The organism is Streptomyces sp. NPDC058086 (assembly GCF_042885015.1).
Classification (GTDB): domain Bacteria; phylum Actinomycetota; class Actinomycetes; order Streptomycetales; family Streptomycetaceae; genus Streptomyces.
Genome location: NZ_JBHVST010000164.1, coordinates 1 through 15,434, shown reverse-complemented (window position 1 = coordinate 15,434; position 15,434 = coordinate 1). Strand labels below are relative to the sequence as shown.

13 protein-coding genes and 4 pseudogenes are annotated in these 15,434 nt (G+C 69.3%); 6 read left to right on the top strand and 11 right to left on the bottom strand.

Features of this window, described 5'->3' with window-relative positions; all coding sequences use genetic code 11:
* Window positions 1-340: DinB family protein (locus tag ACFVWD_RS53890; protein ID WP_389606136.1), on the bottom strand; the 340-nt coding region annotated here is incomplete at its 3' end.
* A gap of 5 nt (window positions 341-345) precedes the next feature.
* Here ACFVWD_RS53890 and ACFVWD_RS53885 point away from each other — a divergent pair.
* Entirely contained in the window at window positions 346-474 is a 129-nt protein-coding gene (locus ACFVWD_RS53885) for a hypothetical protein (protein ID WP_307712195.1), read from the top strand.
* A 70-nt stretch (window positions 475-544) separates the two neighbouring features.
* Here ACFVWD_RS53885 and ACFVWD_RS53880 read toward each other — a convergent pair whose 3' ends face one another.
* Window positions 545-730 carry a hypothetical protein gene (locus tag ACFVWD_RS53880; RefSeq protein ID WP_389606134.1) on the bottom strand — a complete coding sequence of 62 codons (186 nt, stop codon included), beginning with the start codon at window positions 728-730 and terminating at the stop codon, window positions 545-547.
* Window positions 731-859: 129 nt separating this feature from the next.
* Between ACFVWD_RS53880 and ACFVWD_RS53875 the strand changes: the two are divergent.
* Window positions 860-958, top strand: a pseudogene (locus tag ACFVWD_RS53875) (IS5/IS1182 family transposase); the annotation flags it as partial.
* 11 nt (window positions 959-969) lie between these two features.
* Here the strand turns inward: ACFVWD_RS53875 and ACFVWD_RS53870 are convergent.
* The 3 genes and pseudogenes from ACFVWD_RS53870 to ACFVWD_RS53860 all read right to left on the bottom strand — a co-directional run.
* Window positions 970-1,743, bottom strand: a complete 774-nt coding sequence (locus tag ACFVWD_RS53870; protein ID WP_389606133.1) for a class I SAM-dependent methyltransferase — start codon at window positions 1,741-1,743, stop codon at window positions 970-972.
* Between the two features lie 285 nt (window positions 1,744-2,028).
* A protein-coding gene (locus ACFVWD_RS53865; RefSeq protein WP_389606138.1) for an IS5 family transposase occupies window positions 2,029-2,801 on the bottom strand; the annotation gives its coding sequence in 2 pieces (ribosomal slippage) (window positions 2,029-2,435 and window positions 2,435-2,801; 774 coding nt in all).
* Between the two features lie 126 nt (window positions 2,802-2,927).
* Window positions 2,928-4,007: pseudogene (locus ACFVWD_RS53860) on the bottom strand (right-handed parallel beta-helix repeat-containing protein); the annotation flags it as partial.
* A 1,222-nt stretch (window positions 4,008-5,229) separates the two neighbouring features.
* Here ACFVWD_RS53860 and ACFVWD_RS53855 point away from each other — a divergent pair.
* Complete coding sequence (locus tag ACFVWD_RS53855) at window positions 5,230-5,523, top strand: winged helix-turn-helix transcriptional regulator (protein ID WP_389606131.1); 294 nt, start codon at window positions 5,230-5,232, stop codon at window positions 5,521-5,523.
* 485 nt (window positions 5,524-6,008) lie between these two features.
* Here ACFVWD_RS53855 and ACFVWD_RS53850 read toward each other — a convergent pair.
* Window positions 6,009-6,245: pseudogene (locus tag ACFVWD_RS53850) on the bottom strand (TetR-like C-terminal domain-containing protein); the annotation flags it as partial.
* Between the two features lie 332 nt (window positions 6,246-6,577).
* On the opposite strand from ACFVWD_RS53850, the gene ACFVWD_RS53845 reads away from it, so the two are divergent.
* The gene (locus tag ACFVWD_RS53845; protein ID WP_389606129.1) at window positions 6,578-7,045 is read left to right on the top strand and encodes a hypothetical protein; all 468 of its coding nucleotides are present in this window, start codon (window positions 6,578-6,580) and stop codon (window positions 7,043-7,045) included.
* A gap of 22 nt (window positions 7,046-7,067) precedes the next feature.
* Window positions 7,068-7,994: an MBL fold metallo-hydrolase gene (locus ACFVWD_RS53840; protein WP_389606128.1), complete on the top strand. Its 927-nt coding sequence runs from the start codon at window positions 7,068-7,070 to the stop codon at window positions 7,992-7,994.
* Between the two features lie 719 nt (window positions 7,995-8,713).
* Here ACFVWD_RS53840 and ACFVWD_RS53835 read toward each other — a convergent pair.
* Together ACFVWD_RS53835 and ACFVWD_RS53830 are read right to left on the bottom strand one after the other, a co-directional pair.
* Window positions 8,714-9,079 (bottom strand): hypothetical protein, encoded by a 366-nt coding sequence (locus ACFVWD_RS53835; RefSeq protein WP_389606126.1) that lies wholly within the window; start codon window positions 9,077-9,079, stop codon window positions 8,714-8,716.
* 665 nt (window positions 9,080-9,744) lie between these two features.
* Complete coding sequence (locus ACFVWD_RS53830) at window positions 9,745-10,998, bottom strand: MFS transporter (protein WP_389606125.1); 1,254 nt, start codon at window positions 10,996-10,998, stop codon at window positions 9,745-9,747.
* 194 nt (window positions 10,999-11,192) lie between these two features.
* On the opposite strand from ACFVWD_RS53830, the gene ACFVWD_RS53825 reads away from it, so the two are divergent.
* Window positions 11,193-12,266 (top strand): AraC family transcriptional regulator, encoded by a 1,074-nt coding sequence (locus ACFVWD_RS53825; protein ID WP_389606123.1) that lies wholly within the window; start codon window positions 11,193-11,195, stop codon window positions 12,264-12,266.
* Between the two features lie 8 nt (window positions 12,267-12,274).
* Here ACFVWD_RS53825 and ACFVWD_RS53820 read toward each other — a convergent pair whose 3' ends face one another.
* The 3 genes and pseudogenes from ACFVWD_RS53820 to ACFVWD_RS53810 form a co-directional block, all read right to left on the bottom strand.
* Window positions 12,275-13,687, bottom strand: coding sequence for an aldehyde dehydrogenase family protein (locus tag ACFVWD_RS53820; RefSeq protein WP_389606121.1), 1,413 nt, complete (start codon window positions 13,685-13,687; stop codon window positions 12,275-12,277).
* A complete protein-coding gene (locus tag ACFVWD_RS53815) occupies window positions 13,684-14,562 on the bottom strand; it encodes an SDR family NAD(P)-dependent oxidoreductase (protein ID WP_389606119.1) in 879 nt (292 codons plus the stop codon). The genes ACFVWD_RS53820 and ACFVWD_RS53815 overlap by 4 nt, the downstream gene beginning before the upstream one ends.
* A pseudogene (locus tag ACFVWD_RS53810) lies at window positions 14,559-15,434 on the bottom strand (NAD(P)/FAD-dependent oxidoreductase); the annotation flags it as partial. The pseudogene ACFVWD_RS53810 and the gene ACFVWD_RS53815, both read right to left, overlap by 4 nt.

The following is a 15,434-nucleotide window of genomic DNA, read 5'->3' as shown; positions in this document are numbered from 1 at the left end:
CGAGGGGAAGCTCGTTGATCGTCGCGTCCGAGTGTTCCCACGTGCGCCGGTAGAACCCGATGATCTGATCGCGGGTCTCGTCCTCGGTCGCCCACAGATCGCTGCCGTTGGAGTCCTGCCACCGGGGCAGCGGTTCCGGGGAAGGGCGGTCGAAGACCTCGCCGAAGTACCTGGCCTCGACGGTGGCCACGTGTTTGACCAGGCCTAGGAGGTTGGTTCCGGTCGCTGTCAAAGGTCGGCGGGCGTCGTATTCGGACAAGCCGTCGAGTTTCCAGAGCAGCGCCTTGCGGTCCCGCCGCAGTCTCCCGTGCAGGTTGTCTTTCGCGAATTCATCGATCATGCGGCATGAGCCTGCCACGGGCTGCTCGTGGTCTCAAGATCCCGTACGTGGTCCGCAACGACTGGCAGAGCCGAGGCCTGGCCATGGCCGCCGCCCTGACCTGCTACAAGAAGCTCGCGAAACTTGCCACGTGAGACAACCTCTAGATGCGATAAGTCCCTTCGCTTTCCTCGCACTTGACGTCGCTCCGGGCGGTGCCCGCGCTCACCGCGCGAACGCCGCCTGAGCCGTTCTCAGGATCTGTTCCGCGTAGCCACGGCCGGACAGCACGGCGTGCACCAGCAGCGGGAAGAGCTGGCGCGGGCCGACGCGGTCCGCCCAGCCGTCGGCGACGGGCGCTGCCGGCCAGGACTTGTCTGCCTGCGGGGCGAGCCGTGGGGCATCGATCACTGGATGCGTCCGGGTGAGGAGTTCACCGTCTTGACCGAGACAGGGCCCGAGGAGTCGCCGTTCAACGTGGTCGCGCACGATCAGGGCATCACCCTGTGGCGGCCGGCCGAGGACGGTTCTTGAGGCCGTCAGAAATTCCGGGCTGTGGCCACGAGGTTCGACCAACGCGCCTACGTCTTCCACGGCACCGTCATCGTCGCACCGATCCGACTCTGGCTCCGCTCGTGATCCGCGACTGGCTAGTCGTCCGAGCCGGTGGCCGACAGCGGTACCTCGACGACGAAGAACAGGAAGCAGGTTTTGGTCGAAAGGTCATGGAAGTCGTCGGGGAACAGCTCACGGGCGGCCGGGTCGGGCTGCGGCTCGCTGATGACGGCAAGGCGGAAACCAGCGGTGGTGAAGGCATCGGTCATCGCGTGCAACGGCTTGCGCCAGAACCTCATCGGGACGGACTGCCCGTTGAACTTCCAGTCGAAGGTATAGCTGGTGGTCGCAAAGTAGTCGGGCCGAGGATCCTGGAACGTGTAGGCCACGAAAGGGTGTTCCACCGACGCGATCAGCCGGCCGCCGGGCCTGAGCACTCGCCGCAACTCGGCCAGTGTCGGCCCCCAGTCCTCCAGGTAGTGCAGCACCAGCGACGCGACCACGTCGTCGAACGCACCATCGTCGAACGGCAGGCGGTCGCTCAGGTCGACCACGTGCAGGGCTACGTCGTCACCGAGCCGCCGCCTTGCCAACGCCAGCATCCCGGCGCTGGCGTCGATGCCGGTGACGACTGCACCGCGGTCGCGCAGTGCAGCGGACAGGGGGCCCGAGCCACAGCCGGCGTCCAGAATCCTGCGGCCGGTCACGTCTCCGGCGAGGGCCAACATCGCGGGCCGCTCGTAGTACGCGTTCACAAGGTTGTTCTCGGTTTCCGCCGAGTACGCCTCGGCGAAGCTGTCGTAGTCATTCGCCTGGGCCGGATCTGCAGGCTGGGCAAGGCTCTCGGGCACATCGGTTAAGCGTTCCATCGTCGCAGCCTAGTAGTCACATGATCCGCTGGACAGGCCCTAGTGCGCTGATCGGGAGTTCCAAGCCCGGAGCGGTAATAGGCGTCCCAGCGTGAGCGTGCGCTTGCATTGTGGCCACGGCGTCCGGAAACCGTGCAATCGCCCCCGCCTGGGCGAGGGTTGTCCGCATACGATCCATGGGCACGCCGCCGCGTGCGGGGCGTTCCCGTCCTCGCGGAGGATGCCGACGGAGTCCTGACGACGATCTGGACGGACGTTTTCTCCCTGAGGGGCCAACAGGCCCTTTCATTTGGGGAGTCGGTGGTAGCAGATGAGGGTGGCGGCGATCACGGTGAAGGCCAGGAAGTGGTCGGGCTTGCGCGCGTAGCGACGGTGCAGCCGCTGACAGCCGGTGAGCCGGGTGAAGGTGCGTTCGACGACCCAGCGGTGTCGGCCCAGGTGCGTGGAGTTCTCGATGCCGCGGCGAGCGACGCGAGGGACGATGCCCCGCGTGCGTAACCATCGCCGCAGGTGGAGGCAGTCGTACCCCTTGTGCGCGCGCAGCTTGACCGGGCGTCGGCGTCGTGGCCCATGGCGTGAGCGGATCGGTGGGATGCCTTGCACGAGCGTCTGCAGGGCTTGGCCGTCATGGGTGTTGGCTGCGGATTTTCCCAGCGAGATGGGCAGGCCGCGACGATCGATGACGAGAGGGATTTCGATCCGCTCTTGCCGCGGTCGGTCGGATTCGGTCCGATCAGAGGCCACCCTTTGACCGCCTGGACACTCACGGAGTCGATGGCGCACCGCGACCAGTCCAACTCACCCTGACTGCCGAGTTCGTCGAGGATCAGGCAATGGAACTTGGCCCACACACGAGCCTGCGACCACTCGGCGAACCAGCGGAACGCGGTCACGCCCGAGGGGCCAGAGCCGGGCGGAAGCCGGTTCCATGTGCAGCCTGACGTGGCGACGAACACGATCACGCCAGGACCTCCCGGAGTCGGCGGCACCACCCGCTGAAACAGCTCCCACAACCCGTCCGGTGAAGTGAGCCGAAGCGCTTGAGAGGCCAGCTCAATGTGCTGGCCCCTCAGGCCCGTCCGGCTCTGGGGGACACGGCGTTGCAGCACGCGCGACGGGTGGGTGTTCGCACGTCGTTCGCGCGGCTGCGGAACGCGACCGCCTGACCCCCGCCTCTGTCGTGGTTACGGCGTCACGACCTTGCCGCCGAAGGTCACGGCGAGGTGCCCGTCCGAAGCGAAGGACCAGCTCAGGGCGCCGCTGTAGGAGGAGCAGCGGGAGCCGTTCGTGCCGGTCCAGAACTGGTTCGAGCTGTCGGCGTCGCCGACGGTCTTGTCGTTCGAGCCGCTGACGCTGAAGCGGCACGAGGTGTTGGTCCGGAAGACCGAAGTGCCCTCGTCGAATGAGAAATTGCGTTGCGCGTTGTCGACGCTCGCGTTGTTCGAGATCGTCATCGTGCCCGGGTTGCTGTTGTACGTGAATCCGTGGTGACCGTTGCCGTAGGCGATGTCGTGCTGGACCACGTGGTTGACCGCGATGTCGTCGCCGCCGAGCTTGTAGCCGTTGCGGTCGCCGTTGGAGTTCACGGTGCCGTCGCTCAGAGTCCCGTTCTTGTAGGACAGGGAGTACTCGATGGTCACCGGGCCGATCGCGCCGGTGTCGGTCTTCGTGTACAGGTCCCAGCCGTCGTCGATGTTGTTGTGGGAGACGTCGTAACGGAAGACGTTCCCGGTGCCGGTGGTGAGCTTCGCGGCGAAGCCGTCGGCGTCCTCGCCGTCGGAGTCGGCGTTGTCGTGCGACTCCGAGCTCACGATCAGGTTGTTCGACGGCCACTGGCTGCTGGGGGTGCTGGAGGAGATCCGGCCCAGCTGCAGTCCCGTGTCGCGGTTGTACGCGGTTACCGTCCGCTCGATGACGTTGTTGCTACCACCGACGTAGATGCCGTTGTCGCCGGCGCGTTGGACGGTGATGCCGTACAGGTGCCAGTAGTTGGCGTTCAGTTGGAGCCCGCGGTTCGACGAGCTTTCGCTCTGCGCCGAGAAGTTCAGCACTGGGGTCTCGCCCGGGTAGGCGGACAGGGTGGTACGGGCGCTCGAGGTGCCGTTGTTGCCCGCCGGGATCGTGATCGTCGAGGAGTAGTTGTACGTCCCGCCGCGCAGGTAGATGGTGCCGCCGGATGCGATGCGGCTGATCGCCGTGGCGAGCGTCGTCGGGGCGGACTGCGTGCCGGCCGCGCTGTCGGTGCCGCTCGGCGACACGTACTGGGTGGTGCTCGCGGCCTGGGCCGGGGTGCCGGACAGCGCGACGAGCGCGCCGGCCAGCAGGCTGACACACGCGATGACGGGTCTCACTTGCATCGTTCTGCCTCCAGGTTCGTTCGTGACCAGGGGTGCCATGCAAGAGAAAGCGCTTTCCCATGTTCTCGCAGAGGACCGTAAGCGCTTGCTATGAACGCGTCAATAGATGGGTACGTGATTCCTATTCATGCTTGCGAACAGTCCTCGGTACATCGGGGTGGGCCGGCCGGGCGCGCAGGGTCCCGGTGGAGCCCAGGCCTGAAGGAATGAGAGCGGCTCCACGACCACGCCCGCCTCCCCCGGCGCCTACCGGACGGCAGCCTGCCCGACCGTCTCGTCCGGCGCGACCTTGCCCGACAGGACGCCGTCCGGTGCGAGGCGACAGATCAACAGCACGCCATCAACCTGCGCCTGGGATCACCGCCGAGCGGCGATGGAGGTCCTGCGAATCCCCGAGGATCTCCGCCCGCGGCATCGAGTCGACCAGCGGCGCCAACTCGTCGATCGCTCTCGCCCGGGACCGTCCGCTCGGTGACCAGCGTGGCGGTGACACAGACCCGTCGGCAGACAAGTATCTGCTGACCGTCCGCCAGTTGAGTCCGGCCTGCTTGGCGCCCTCCGACAGGCTCATGGCGCCGGACTCAAGGGTTGTCCGCAGGCCGGAACGAGCTCGGCGGTTCCTTCGTACGCCGCCGCCCGAGCCGATCAGACGGGGGTGTGCGGAATTCGGAACGGCGTGGTGGTGGAGGAACTCACAGTTGAGGTCATGGCGCAGCTGCCGGACGACCGTGCCCGGCAGCAGGTGATGGTGCTCGTGGAGGTCGCGCGGATTGATTCGCAGGCCTGCCCCGATGTGCGCGACCCTGGCACCGTGGAGGAGATCCGGGAGGCGTTCGAACCTCGTTGCCGGGCACGGAGCCGATCGCGTCGCTGCCGACCTCTGCGATCACGCCGGCCAGATCGAGGCCCAGCACGGCGAGCAGTCGACTGTGCGCATGGGCGGCCCGGCCGGCGCGGATCTTGGTGTCCGGGGGTTCACGCCACCGGCCTCGACATGGCATAGAGGGCGACCTCGTCCTGACCGTCCAAGGCATCAACGGCAACCTGCGGGTGGGGCCGACCTGAGCCTCGCGGGCGGCCACGGCAGCCGCCCGCTGATCCGCAGCGTGCTGGGCCGGATCGGCGGCAAGTGGAGCGTGATCGTCATCTGCCGGCTGGGCGAGTCGACGTATCGGTTCAACGAGCTGCGACGCCTCACCAGCCCGCCAGCCAACGGACGCTCAGTGTCACGCTGCGCGGCCTGGAACGCGACGGCTTGGTCAGCCGCACTGTGCACCCCACCGAGCCTCCACAGGTGGACTGCGCCCTGGTCGAACGCTGCCTCTCACTCCTCGAGGCGGTCCGTGACTTGGCCCGCTGGGCCGACGTTCACGCCAAGGAGATCAACGCGTGTCGAGCGGAGCACGACGCCCGGCAGCGGTGACCCCGGGGCCAAGGAACACCTCCCGGTGTCCCGGCATTGGAGCCGCCACCACGGGCCTGGGTCGGGGAGGCGGGAGGAGGTCGACCAGCGCCGCGTCGAATGGGCGCAGTGTGGTGAGGCCCCGGTGCTGCCGTGTGGAGAGAGGCCGGAGCCTGGGAAGCCGCGGGGTCGGTGTCCGGGGAGGGCGCCCAGGCTGATGCCGGTTCAGCAAACAGTGGCGGCGCGGTTCCTCCTGGCTGAACCCGTGCACGAACCGCTCGTGCACCGCACTCAGTTCGCCCGTCCACAACCTGACATCGGCAGGATCCCCACCCGTAAGCACGCAAACGACGGACCTGCCCAGTAGTCACGGCAAGCACCGTTCGTTGCCCCACCAGCCCGTTGCCGCAAGCCGTTGTCCTTCGCTCGAGTGTGGTGGCTTCGGGCCCGGCACAGCAGGCTGGCTCGGGGGCGGAAGAGTCTGCTCGCGGAGGCTTTCGGTCAGGGTCGGTCGACCCGACGAGCCCTGCCACCGGCTGACGCGCGTACGCGGCGTCGAGCCCGGCCTGACGGAAGAGGATGCGGTACATCATGGGGGCGACGACGCGGTCCAGGACCGTCTCGACGTCGGGTGCGTTCTCCGCTCGACCGGCCGCACGGTCGAGGATGACGTCTACCTGTTCGGCCGCGTAGGCCGAGCACTGGCCGGCGTTGTTGCCGTCCGGGCCGCCGAGCAGGGCATCGCCCCGGTCGCCGGCATGGCTGCCGGCGTACTGGCCTCCACCCTCCTCGTCCGCTTCGCCCCCGCCCTCACGGCCACCGTGTACGTCCTGCTGACGTGACTGTTTGCCGCCCAGGCGTTAGCGGTCATCTTCACCCCGGAGACGGCCCATCCGCACGCCGGCGCTCTGCGCTCCCTGCGCCCGCAGCTCGCCGTGCCGCCCTCGGCCCGCCGCGCCCTGCCGGCGGCCGGTACCGGGGTGGTCGCCATCTGGGCACTTGGCGGCTTCTGCTCCTCTCTCGGGCGGGCGCTCGCGCACCTCGTGGCCCCCACGCCCCGCACCCGGTCGGCGGCATGGCCTTCTTCGCCGTCAGTGCCGCGGCCGCGCTCACCGTCTGGACGCTGTGGCGGACGGTGCCGATCGCCGCCGCCACCGGCGGGGCCCTGACGGTCATCCCCTCCGCGGCCCTGAGCCTGCTTGGTCTGCACGGCGTCGGCCTGCCCGCCGTCTACGGCGGTGCGGCCCTGGCCGGCATCGCCTTCGGCGCCGTCTCCCAAGGCGCATCGCGCATGATGCTCGCCTCGCTCGACGAACGCGACCGCGCCGCGACCCTGGCCGCTTACTACGTGCTCAACTACCTGCCCATGAGCCTGCCCGCCATCGCCGCGGGCGCGCCACCCAGCACTTCGGACTACGGACAGCCGCCCACGCCTACGTCATGGCCACCGCCCTCCTCGACCTCGCGGCGGCGGCAGCACTCACCCCGTCACGGCGCAAGGCACTTCACACCGCAGACTACCTTCGCCGTTGAACACCGCTGAAGAACAAAGGAAACGACGGACCATGAACGCGTCACCGGCCGACGAGACCACAGCCATCCCCTCCTGGACCGTGGGCGACGTCACCGTCCACCGCATCGACGAGGTCCTCCTGCCGCCCGCGACCGGCCCCTGGCTGCTGCCGGACGCCACCCCGGACGTGGTCAAGCAACAGGACTGGCTGCGCCCCGACTTCGCCGACCACGAGGGCATCCTGCACATCGACAGCCACAGCTTCGCATTCGTCGTGGGCGGGCTGCGCGTCCTGGTCGACACCGGCATCGGCAACGGCAAGGAGCGGGCCAACCCCGCCTGGCACAACCTGCAGACCGACTTCCTCGAGCACCTCACCGTCGCCGGCTTCCCCCCGGACTCCGTCGACCTGGTGATCCTCACCCACCTGCACGCCGACCACGTCGGCTGGAACACGCAGCAGGTGAAACACGAGTGGGTCCCCACCTTCCCCCACGCCCGCTACCTCACCTCCCGCATCGAGCGGCAGTTCTGGACTACGTACGACATGGAGGAAGCTCGCAAGCAGATGTTCCGCGACTCCATCATCCCGGTCGAGGAGGCGGGGTTGCTCGGCCTTGTCGACGTCCCGGCCGAGGGGGTCGAAATCGCCCCGGGCCTGCGCCTGCTGCCCACGCCCGGCCACACCCCCGGCCACATCGCCGTCGAGCTCACCAGCCACGGTGAGACGGCGCTGATCACCGGCGACTGCATCCACCACCCGGTCCAGCTCGCCCACCCCGCCATCGGCGCGTGCGTCGACATCGACCCCGCGCAGTCCGAGGCCTCGCGGCGCAAGCTGCTCGGCTCCCTGGCCGACACGGACACGCTGGTCCTCGGCACCCACTTCGCGCCACCCACCGCCGGACGCGTGATCACGCATGAGGGCGCCTACCGGCTCACGCCCGTCCCCGCCGCCCCGCAGACCGTCTCGCACTGACGCTGTGGCCGGTCCGGGCCGCGGGTCGGCCGCGCGGAGCGCAGGCCGGCCACCGGCGCGCAGGCGACCGTCCGTGTCGTACGAGGTGGCGGGCAGCAACTACGCAATGAACAGCGGCTGGACCAGGCAGGTGATGCACACGCCTTCGGCGTGTCGCTCCGGAGTCCGGTCAACACCTCGCTGCCCGCCACCGGCCGACGCCACGGCCACGCAGACGCTGTCCAAGCGCCGCACCGACCATCCCGTCCAGGTGGTGACGGAGTTCGGTGACGCGCGGAACGAGCGGAGGGAGCGGTGTACAGGCGGAACCGGATGTCCGGCCGATCCTCCACCGGATTGGGGCCCCTGCTTCTCCCAACAGGCGGGTCATGGGCGAGTCGCCGCCCGCCCCGTACACCACCAAATCACCGAAGCTCGACCTCACCGCCGCCCGTGAGGACGCCGACCACGTGCGGTCGGCCCGGTACCCGCTCCCTGCTGGTCGCAGCGCGGCAGCGCGGGTTCCGGACACAGTCTTGACGCCCGGCGTGCACGAGACCACCCCGGCCAGGGCGGCGAAGGCGGCTCCGCGGTGCACGACGAGGCTGTTGTTGGCCGCCGCGGCCAACCGGCCGCCCTCCCACCTCGGCGAAGGGTCGTTCGGCGCGATCCAACCACCGGCTGACCGGCGGGTGGATGGGCTGCTTCTCTCGGTTCGCCTGCTGTACCGCTGAGCCGGTTCACGACCGGATCGGCAGCCACAGCTCAATCTCGTCGTGGCGGCGGTAGAACTCGACCAGTGGCCGGGCGTCATCGGCCGGCAGCGTTGCCTGCAGCTCGGCCATCCCATCGGCGATTCGCCCATAGATCTGGGGAGGGTCGCCGACAAGGCGGCCGCGCAGGTACCAGCCTCCTGCCAAGGCGCCCAGCTGCAGGCCCAGGCGGTCCGGGCTGTCGTGCTCCTTGACCGGCGTGCAGACCGTGTAGGTGTTCTGGCGTTCGTCGATCTGCGCGTACATCTTGCGTCCGCGCAGCCCGACCAACTGCTCGAACGACGGCCAAAGCTCCTGAATACGGGTCAGCTCATCGACGGTGGTCTGCTGCATGACAGTGACATCCGGCCGCTCTATGCGATCCGGCGGAGCGGGAAATACCGATGACGTCATGGCACGAATACAGGCACTCGGCACCGACGGTTGACCCCACGCTCTCCACGGCAACACGAGTGCTGCCTGACACACGGGTCTGGCGAATCCTCTACAGAGGCAGCGCTATGCCGAGCCGCCGGCCCGACCGCCCGACGCGTCAGCACAGCGCGCCGCATCGCTCCCGCCCGGGCCTTCGACCAGCTGATCCGCAAGGCCGACAAGCTCGCCGGCTGACACTCGCGCCCAACCCGCGAGAACCCCGGTCAGACCCGCGCGAGACCCGAGTACACCCACCAGAGAGAAGGACAACTTGAGCACGTATCTGGCCGACGAGGCCGAGGACCTCATCGTGGAGGGTCCCTCCGCGACCTTCACCTACCGGCGGTCGGGCCCCCAGGGCGGCACCCCGCTGGTCCTGCTGCACCGCTTCCGCGCCACCTTCGACTGGCGTGGACCCGGAGTTCCTGGACAGCCTCGCCGCCGACCACGACGTGATCGTCTTCGACAACGTCGGCATCGGCCACACCACCGGCGAGCCGCGCGACTCCCCGAAGGAACTCGCCCAGGGCGCCGTCGAGTTCATCGAGCCCCTCGGCCTGGCGCAGGCGAACGTCCTCGGGTGGTCACTGGGCGGCGCCCGCATCGGCCCCTCCCAGCCTTTGGGGAAGGTTCTCCAAACGGGCCGAGCCCGAAGGCCGGGTGAAATGGCGGGCGGCGGCCAGGGGAATGAGTACAAGGGCCGCCGGTACCGCGTAGGCGAGACGGAAGTGGCCGCTGGAGCCGAGGAGTCCGCTGAGGGCGCCGCCGGTGACGACTCCGACATAGTTGAAGAGGTTCAGGCGTGCCAGGACCGCCTCCGAGGCTGTGGGACTCAGCCGTGCGGCGGAGGCCAGGCACAGCGGAGCCAGGACGGACGCCCCCACGCCCACCGCCCCGGCCGCGAGAACAGCGAACGGCCAGCTCGGCGCGGCGGCCAGAGCTGCCAGGGCGCCCGCTGCCAGCAGGACGGCGCTGCGGACGACGGCGACCGCTCCGAGCTTCTGTACGAGCCGATCGGCGGCGGCTCGGCCGATGACCGTGCCGGTCTGGTAGGCCGCGTACGCCAGCGGCGCGACCGTGAGGGAGGCGGCGAGCGTCTGCCGAAGGTAGACAGCCGACCAGGCCGAAACGGTGGATTCGACCACGTAGACGACCAGGAGAACCAGGCCGAACGGAATGAGCCGGACCCACAGGCTGCGCCCGAGCGACGGCTGCGCGACAGCGTCGTTGTCCGAGGGCCCGTCGGGGGCGAGGAGGGCATGTGTGCGCATACCGGCGGCGAGCAACAGCACGATGCCTGTCTGCAGGGCCAGGCCGTCGGCCACGGGCCACTCCAGCCGAGCCACCCCGGCGGTGAGCAGTGCCGCGACCACACCGCCCACGCTCCATGCCGTGTAGAAGGAGCCGAAAACACTGCGGCCGTAGGCGCGTTCGACCGCCGCGGCCCAGGTGTTGACTGCGACATCGAGGGCACCGACAGCGAGCCCGAAGAGGATGTACGCGCAGATGACGGCAGCCTGTCCAGGAGCCCAGCCGATCAGCGTCAGCGCGGCGGCCGCCGCCAGCATGGCCCCGCGCATCGTGGCCACGGGACCGGCCCGACGGATCGCGGCCAGCCCCAGGAAGCTGCCACCCCCTGCCGTCAGCGCCACCGCGATCATCAATGTGGTCGTCAGGAGTGGAGCCAGTCCCAGGCGCTCGGTGACGGCGGGAACAGTCGTGTACACGGCGGCGACGGAGACGCCCTGCGCGGCGAACGCGATCGTGACGACCTTTCGGGCGCCGGCCTTGGAGACTGGAGGCCCGAAGCCCGCCCGGGGCGATGCGTCAAAGGACATGATGTTGTTGTTCCTTTGTTTCCTGTGTGCGCGGGATGGCCGGCCGGCCAATGCGGCCAAGTTGCGGAAAACGTAGTCAGGCGCGGAACGCGAGCGCAGGACGCCAGGGGCCGTACAGGGGACTTCGGGGGCCAGTGGGCGCGGCCAGTGATGCCCGGCTGCCTACAGTGGTCGCCCAGGAGAAGGTGAGTGCGATGTCCCTTGCCCCCGGCCCCGCGAACCCTCCGGGGACCAGCCGCAGCACATCGGCGACGATCCAGCCGAACATCCTGCGCTATCTCGTCACGGTCGCCGACGAGCGCGGCATCGATCTGCGGCCCCTGCTGGTGCAGGTCGGGCTGGACGAGACCGTCATGCGCTCCGCCGCGCTGAGGGTGTCGTACCGGCAGGGCAGCGCGGCAATTCGTCGTGCGCTGGAGCTCACCGGGGACGAGCATCTGGGGATGAAGGTGGGAGCGGCACAACACCTGACCGCATGGGGCCTGCTCGGCTTCGCCCTGATGGCCGACGACACACTGCGGCACGCCATCGAGACGGGTGTGAAGTACCAGAACCTGTCCGGGGCGATGGTGGTGTGGTCGGCCGGTATCGGCGAGGAGGACGAGGCCTTCGTGCTGCGTGCCGACCTCCCCGATCCGGCCATGGACCCAGCCGTCGCCATCTTCTTGATCGAGGAGGGGCTCGCCTCCGTGGTCACCCTGTCCCGGCTGGCCGTCGGCCCGGACTTCGCGCCGAGAGTGGTGGAGTTCGCCTGTCCACCGCCGCGCCGGAGCGACCTGTTCAGTGCCCTGTTCGGCTGTCCGGTCCGCTTCGGCGCCCCGGCCAACCGCATGGTCATCGCCCCCGCGTGGGCCCGTGCCCGGATGCCCGGCCGGGATCCGGTGACCTACGCGTCGACTCTGGAGATGCTCGACGCGCAGATGGCCTCACGCCGCGACCAGCAGGACTTGCTGGAGGTTCTGGAGATCTCCGTCGCCCAGAGCCTCCCGGTGGTCCCCTCGTTCGCCGAGCAGGCACGGCGGCACACGACGAGCGAGCGGACGCTCCGTCGCCGACTGGCCGACTGCGGCACGACGTACGAGGCACTCGTCGAGGGAGTACGCCGGGAACGCGTCGAACAGCTGCTGCTCCGCGCGGAACTGACGCTGCGCGACATCGCACGCCGGGCGGGGTTCTCCGACGAACGCGCGCTGCGCCGCGCGGTACGCCGCTGGCACGGCACCTCCCCGGTCCACCTGCGCGAGCAGATGCGTACGGATCGCCTCTGAGCCGGAGGTCAACGGGTGCGGATCCAGACCGTCTTCTCCCGGGTCCACTGCTCGAAGGCGTTCGTGGACTTCTCCACACCACCGAATCCGGACTGCTTCCAGCCGCCGAAAGGGGTGGTGATGTCGCCCTCGCCGTAGGCGTTCACGGAGATCACACCGGCCTCGATGCCGCGTGCCAGTCGGCATGCGCTGTCGAGGTCGCGGGTCCATACGGATGCGGCGAGCCCGTACTCGGTGGCGTTGGCCATACGTACTGCCTCGTCCTCCGTGGCGAAGGTCTGGACGGTGACGACAGGGCCGAACAGCTCCTTGGTGAGGACGTCACTGCCGTCGGGGGCGCGGGTGATCACGGTGGGCGGGTAGTAGGCGCCGCGCGGAGGCAGCTCGTGGGGCAGTCCCCCGGTGTGGATCTGGGCTTTGCCGGCCCGGGCGGCCTCCACGGCTGCCGCGACCCGGTCGAAGGCGGCGCGGTTGATGAGCGGCCCCATCTGCGTGCGCGGGTCGGCCGGATCACCGATGACGAGCTTCTTGGCCGCGGCTGTGAACCGCTCCAGGACCTCCTCCGCGATGTTGCGGTGAACCAGGACACGGGAGCCGGCCGTGCAGTTCTGCCCCATCGTCAAGAACGCGGCCTCGATCATGTTGCCGATCAGCTCGTCCCCGTAGTCGAGCGCGTCGGGCATGAGCACCTGAGGGCTCTTGCCGCCCATCTCCAGTGATACGCGCTTGAAGTTGCTCTCGGCGGCGTCCTTGAGGATGCGGCGACCGGTCGCGGTGGATCCGGTGAAGGAGAGGGCCCCCACGAGGGGGTCACGGGCGAGGGCCGCGCCGGCTTCGAAACCGTATCCGGGCAGCACGGTGAGCACTCCGTCGGGCAGGCCGGCCTCGGCGGCGAGTGCAGCCAGGTGCAGGGCCGAGCGCGGGGTCGCCTCGGCGGGCTTGACCAGCAGACAGTTGCCCGCGGCCAGGGCGGGTCCGACCTTCCAGGCGGTCATGGCGAGCGGGTAGTTCCACGGCAGTATCGCCGCGACGACCCCTACCGGCTCGCGGCTCATGAGGCCCAGGCCTTCGGGCCCGCTCGGCGCGAGACGGCCGAAGACCTTGTCGGCCGCCTCGGCGAACCAGCGGATCGACTCGATCGCGCCCGGTACGTCGCTCGTACGGCATTCGGTGATCGGCTTGCCCGCGTCCTGGCTGTCCAGCCGGGCGAGGATCTCCAGGTCGCGTTCCATGAGGTCGGCGAGCCGCAGTAGCACCGCCGCGCGCTTGCGGACCGGCAGCCGCGACCACACCCCGGCGTCGAAGACCGACCGGGCCCGCTCGGCGGCCTGGGCGACGTCGGCGGCGCTCGCGGCGGGCAGGGTGGTGATCGGCTCCCCGGTGGCGGGGTTGACGACAGGCAGTGTCTCGTACGTGGTCATGCTTCCTCCGTCAATTCCCAGCGCCCGTCGGTCTGCCGGGCCAGTCCGCGTCGTCGGAGTTCCTCCAGATAGCGGGCCATGCCGCGATCACCGCGCTTGCGGAACAGCGGGAAGATCTTGGGCAGCAGGTTCGGTACGAGCATCGCGAACCGCACCAGACGGGACTCACCGGTCCGGGGATAGGCCTCCAGGCGAGGCTTGTCCAGCAGGCTCACCACCGCCGCGACGACGTCGGCGGGTTGCTGGGGCCGGTCCTGGAACTGCATGGAGTTGCCGCCGTCCACGGCTTCCTGGCGGAGCATCCGCGTGTCCGTCGCCGAGGGCAGCACCGAGCCGGCCAGGATGCCCTTGCTCCGCAGATCGAGTCCGATCGCCAGCATCGCGCCGCGCAACCCGAACTTCGAGGCCGTGTAGATCGGGGTCTCGCCCAGCGGGAAGATCCCGCCGAGGGAGACGGTGGTGACCACCCGAGCGTCCCGGGAGGCCTTCAGCAGGGGAATCGCGATCCTGGTCGCGACCAGCGGGGAGGTCAGGTTGAGAGTGATCTCCTGCTCGATGCTCTCGACGCTGCGGACGTCGAAGCGTTCCGCGCTGGTCATGCCCACGTTGTTGATGAGCACGTCGAGACGGCCGTAGACATCGGCGACCAGCTCGAACAACCGCCCCACCTGAGCGCGGTCCATCAGATCGCAGCCGACGCCCGTGTGTCCGGCGCCGGGCAGGTCGGTGGCGACCTTCTTGGCACGGGTCCCGTCGATGTCGACGACGACGCAGCGGGCGCCGCCGGAGGCGAAGCGGCGGCACAGCGCACTGCCGATGCCGCCCGCACCGCCGGTCACCAGCATGACCTTGTCGGAGAAGTCGAAGCCGCTCATGCCGCCGCCTCCGCACGTCGCAGGGAGCGTGCCGGCGGCGGCTGGCCCTCGGTACGCCAGCCCATCTCGCCCGCGACCTTGCCCAGGTACTTCACGAAGGCCCCGCTGTCGACATAGCCGGTGTGGCGGGGCGAGGCGACGAACTTCAGACCGCCGGACAGATCCGGGTGGTCGGCGCGGATCATGCGCGCGAACCGCTCCGCGTTCGGCAGCCGGTGCCGCGCGTCGTGCACGTACCCGGCGATCAGCTGCGCCTGGGTGTCGAAGAGCTGGTACGCGCCGGAGTTGGTCTCGATGAAGCCGATGCCGAACAGGCCCGGGTGCTCGCGCGAGAACGACGACAGGTACAGGTCCGGGTGTTGCTCGTCACCGAAGTACTTCTGCGCGACCGGCACTTTGTGGACGTAGCCCGTGGCCAGCAGGATGAGATCGAAGTCGTCGCTCGTGCCGTCGGTGAAACGCACGGTCCTGCCCTCGGTGCGGGCGATCCCGGGCCTGGCGGCGATGTCGCCGTGCTGGAGGTGGTGGATCAGCATCGAGTTGATGGCCGGGTGGGTCTCGAACAGCTTGTGGTCCGGCTTCTGCAGCCCCAGCCGCGTCGGATCGCCGTTGATGATCCGCAGGAGGGCACCGAAGACCCGCTGCGCCAGCCACATCGGCAGGTGCGGCCCGCTGTCGGCGATGGTGTCCACCGGCCGGCCGAACAGGTGCTTGGGGATGAACCAGTACCCTCGTCGCATGCTGATCACCGCGTGCGATGCGGCCCCGGCCCCCACGCACCCCATGTCACAGCCCGAGTTACCCGCGCCCCCCACCCAAACCCCCAGGCCCCGTAGCTCAACCGCGCAGCGATAGCCCGCCGTGTGCCGGAC

Coding starts and splice junctions, on each gene's coding strand:
- ACFVWD_RS53830 (WP_389606125.1), bottom strand. CDS start 10,998: ATGTCCTTTGACGCATCGCCCCGGGCGGGCTTCGGGCCTCCAGTCTCC.
- ACFVWD_RS53825 (WP_389606123.1), top strand. CDS start 11,193: ATGTCCCTTGCCCCCGGCCCCGCGAACCCTCCGGGGACCAGCCGCAGC.
- ACFVWD_RS53870 (WP_389606133.1), bottom strand. CDS start 1,743: ATGGAACGCTTAACCGATGTGCCCGAGAGCCTTGCCCAGCCTGCAGAT.
- ACFVWD_RS53820 (WP_389606121.1), bottom strand. CDS start 13,687: ATGACCACGTACGAGACACTGCCTGTCGTCAACCCCGCCACCGGGGAG.
- ACFVWD_RS53845 (WP_389606129.1), top strand. CDS start 6,578: ATGGCCTTCTTCGCCGTCAGTGCCGCGGCCGCGCTCACCGTCTGGACG.
- ACFVWD_RS53835 (WP_389606126.1), bottom strand. CDS start 9,079: ATGCAGCAGACCACCGTCGATGAGCTGACCCGTATTCAGGAGCTTTGG.
- ACFVWD_RS53885 (WP_307712195.1), top strand. CDS start 346: ATGAGCCTGCCACGGGCTGCTCGTGGTCTCAAGATCCCGTACGTGGTC.
- ACFVWD_RS53840 (WP_389606128.1), top strand. CDS start 7,068: ATGAACGCGTCACCGGCCGACGAGACCACAGCCATCCCCTCCTGGACC.
- ACFVWD_RS53815 (WP_389606119.1), bottom strand. CDS start 14,562: ATGAGCGGCTTCGACTTCTCCGACAAGGTCATGCTGGTGACCGGCGGT.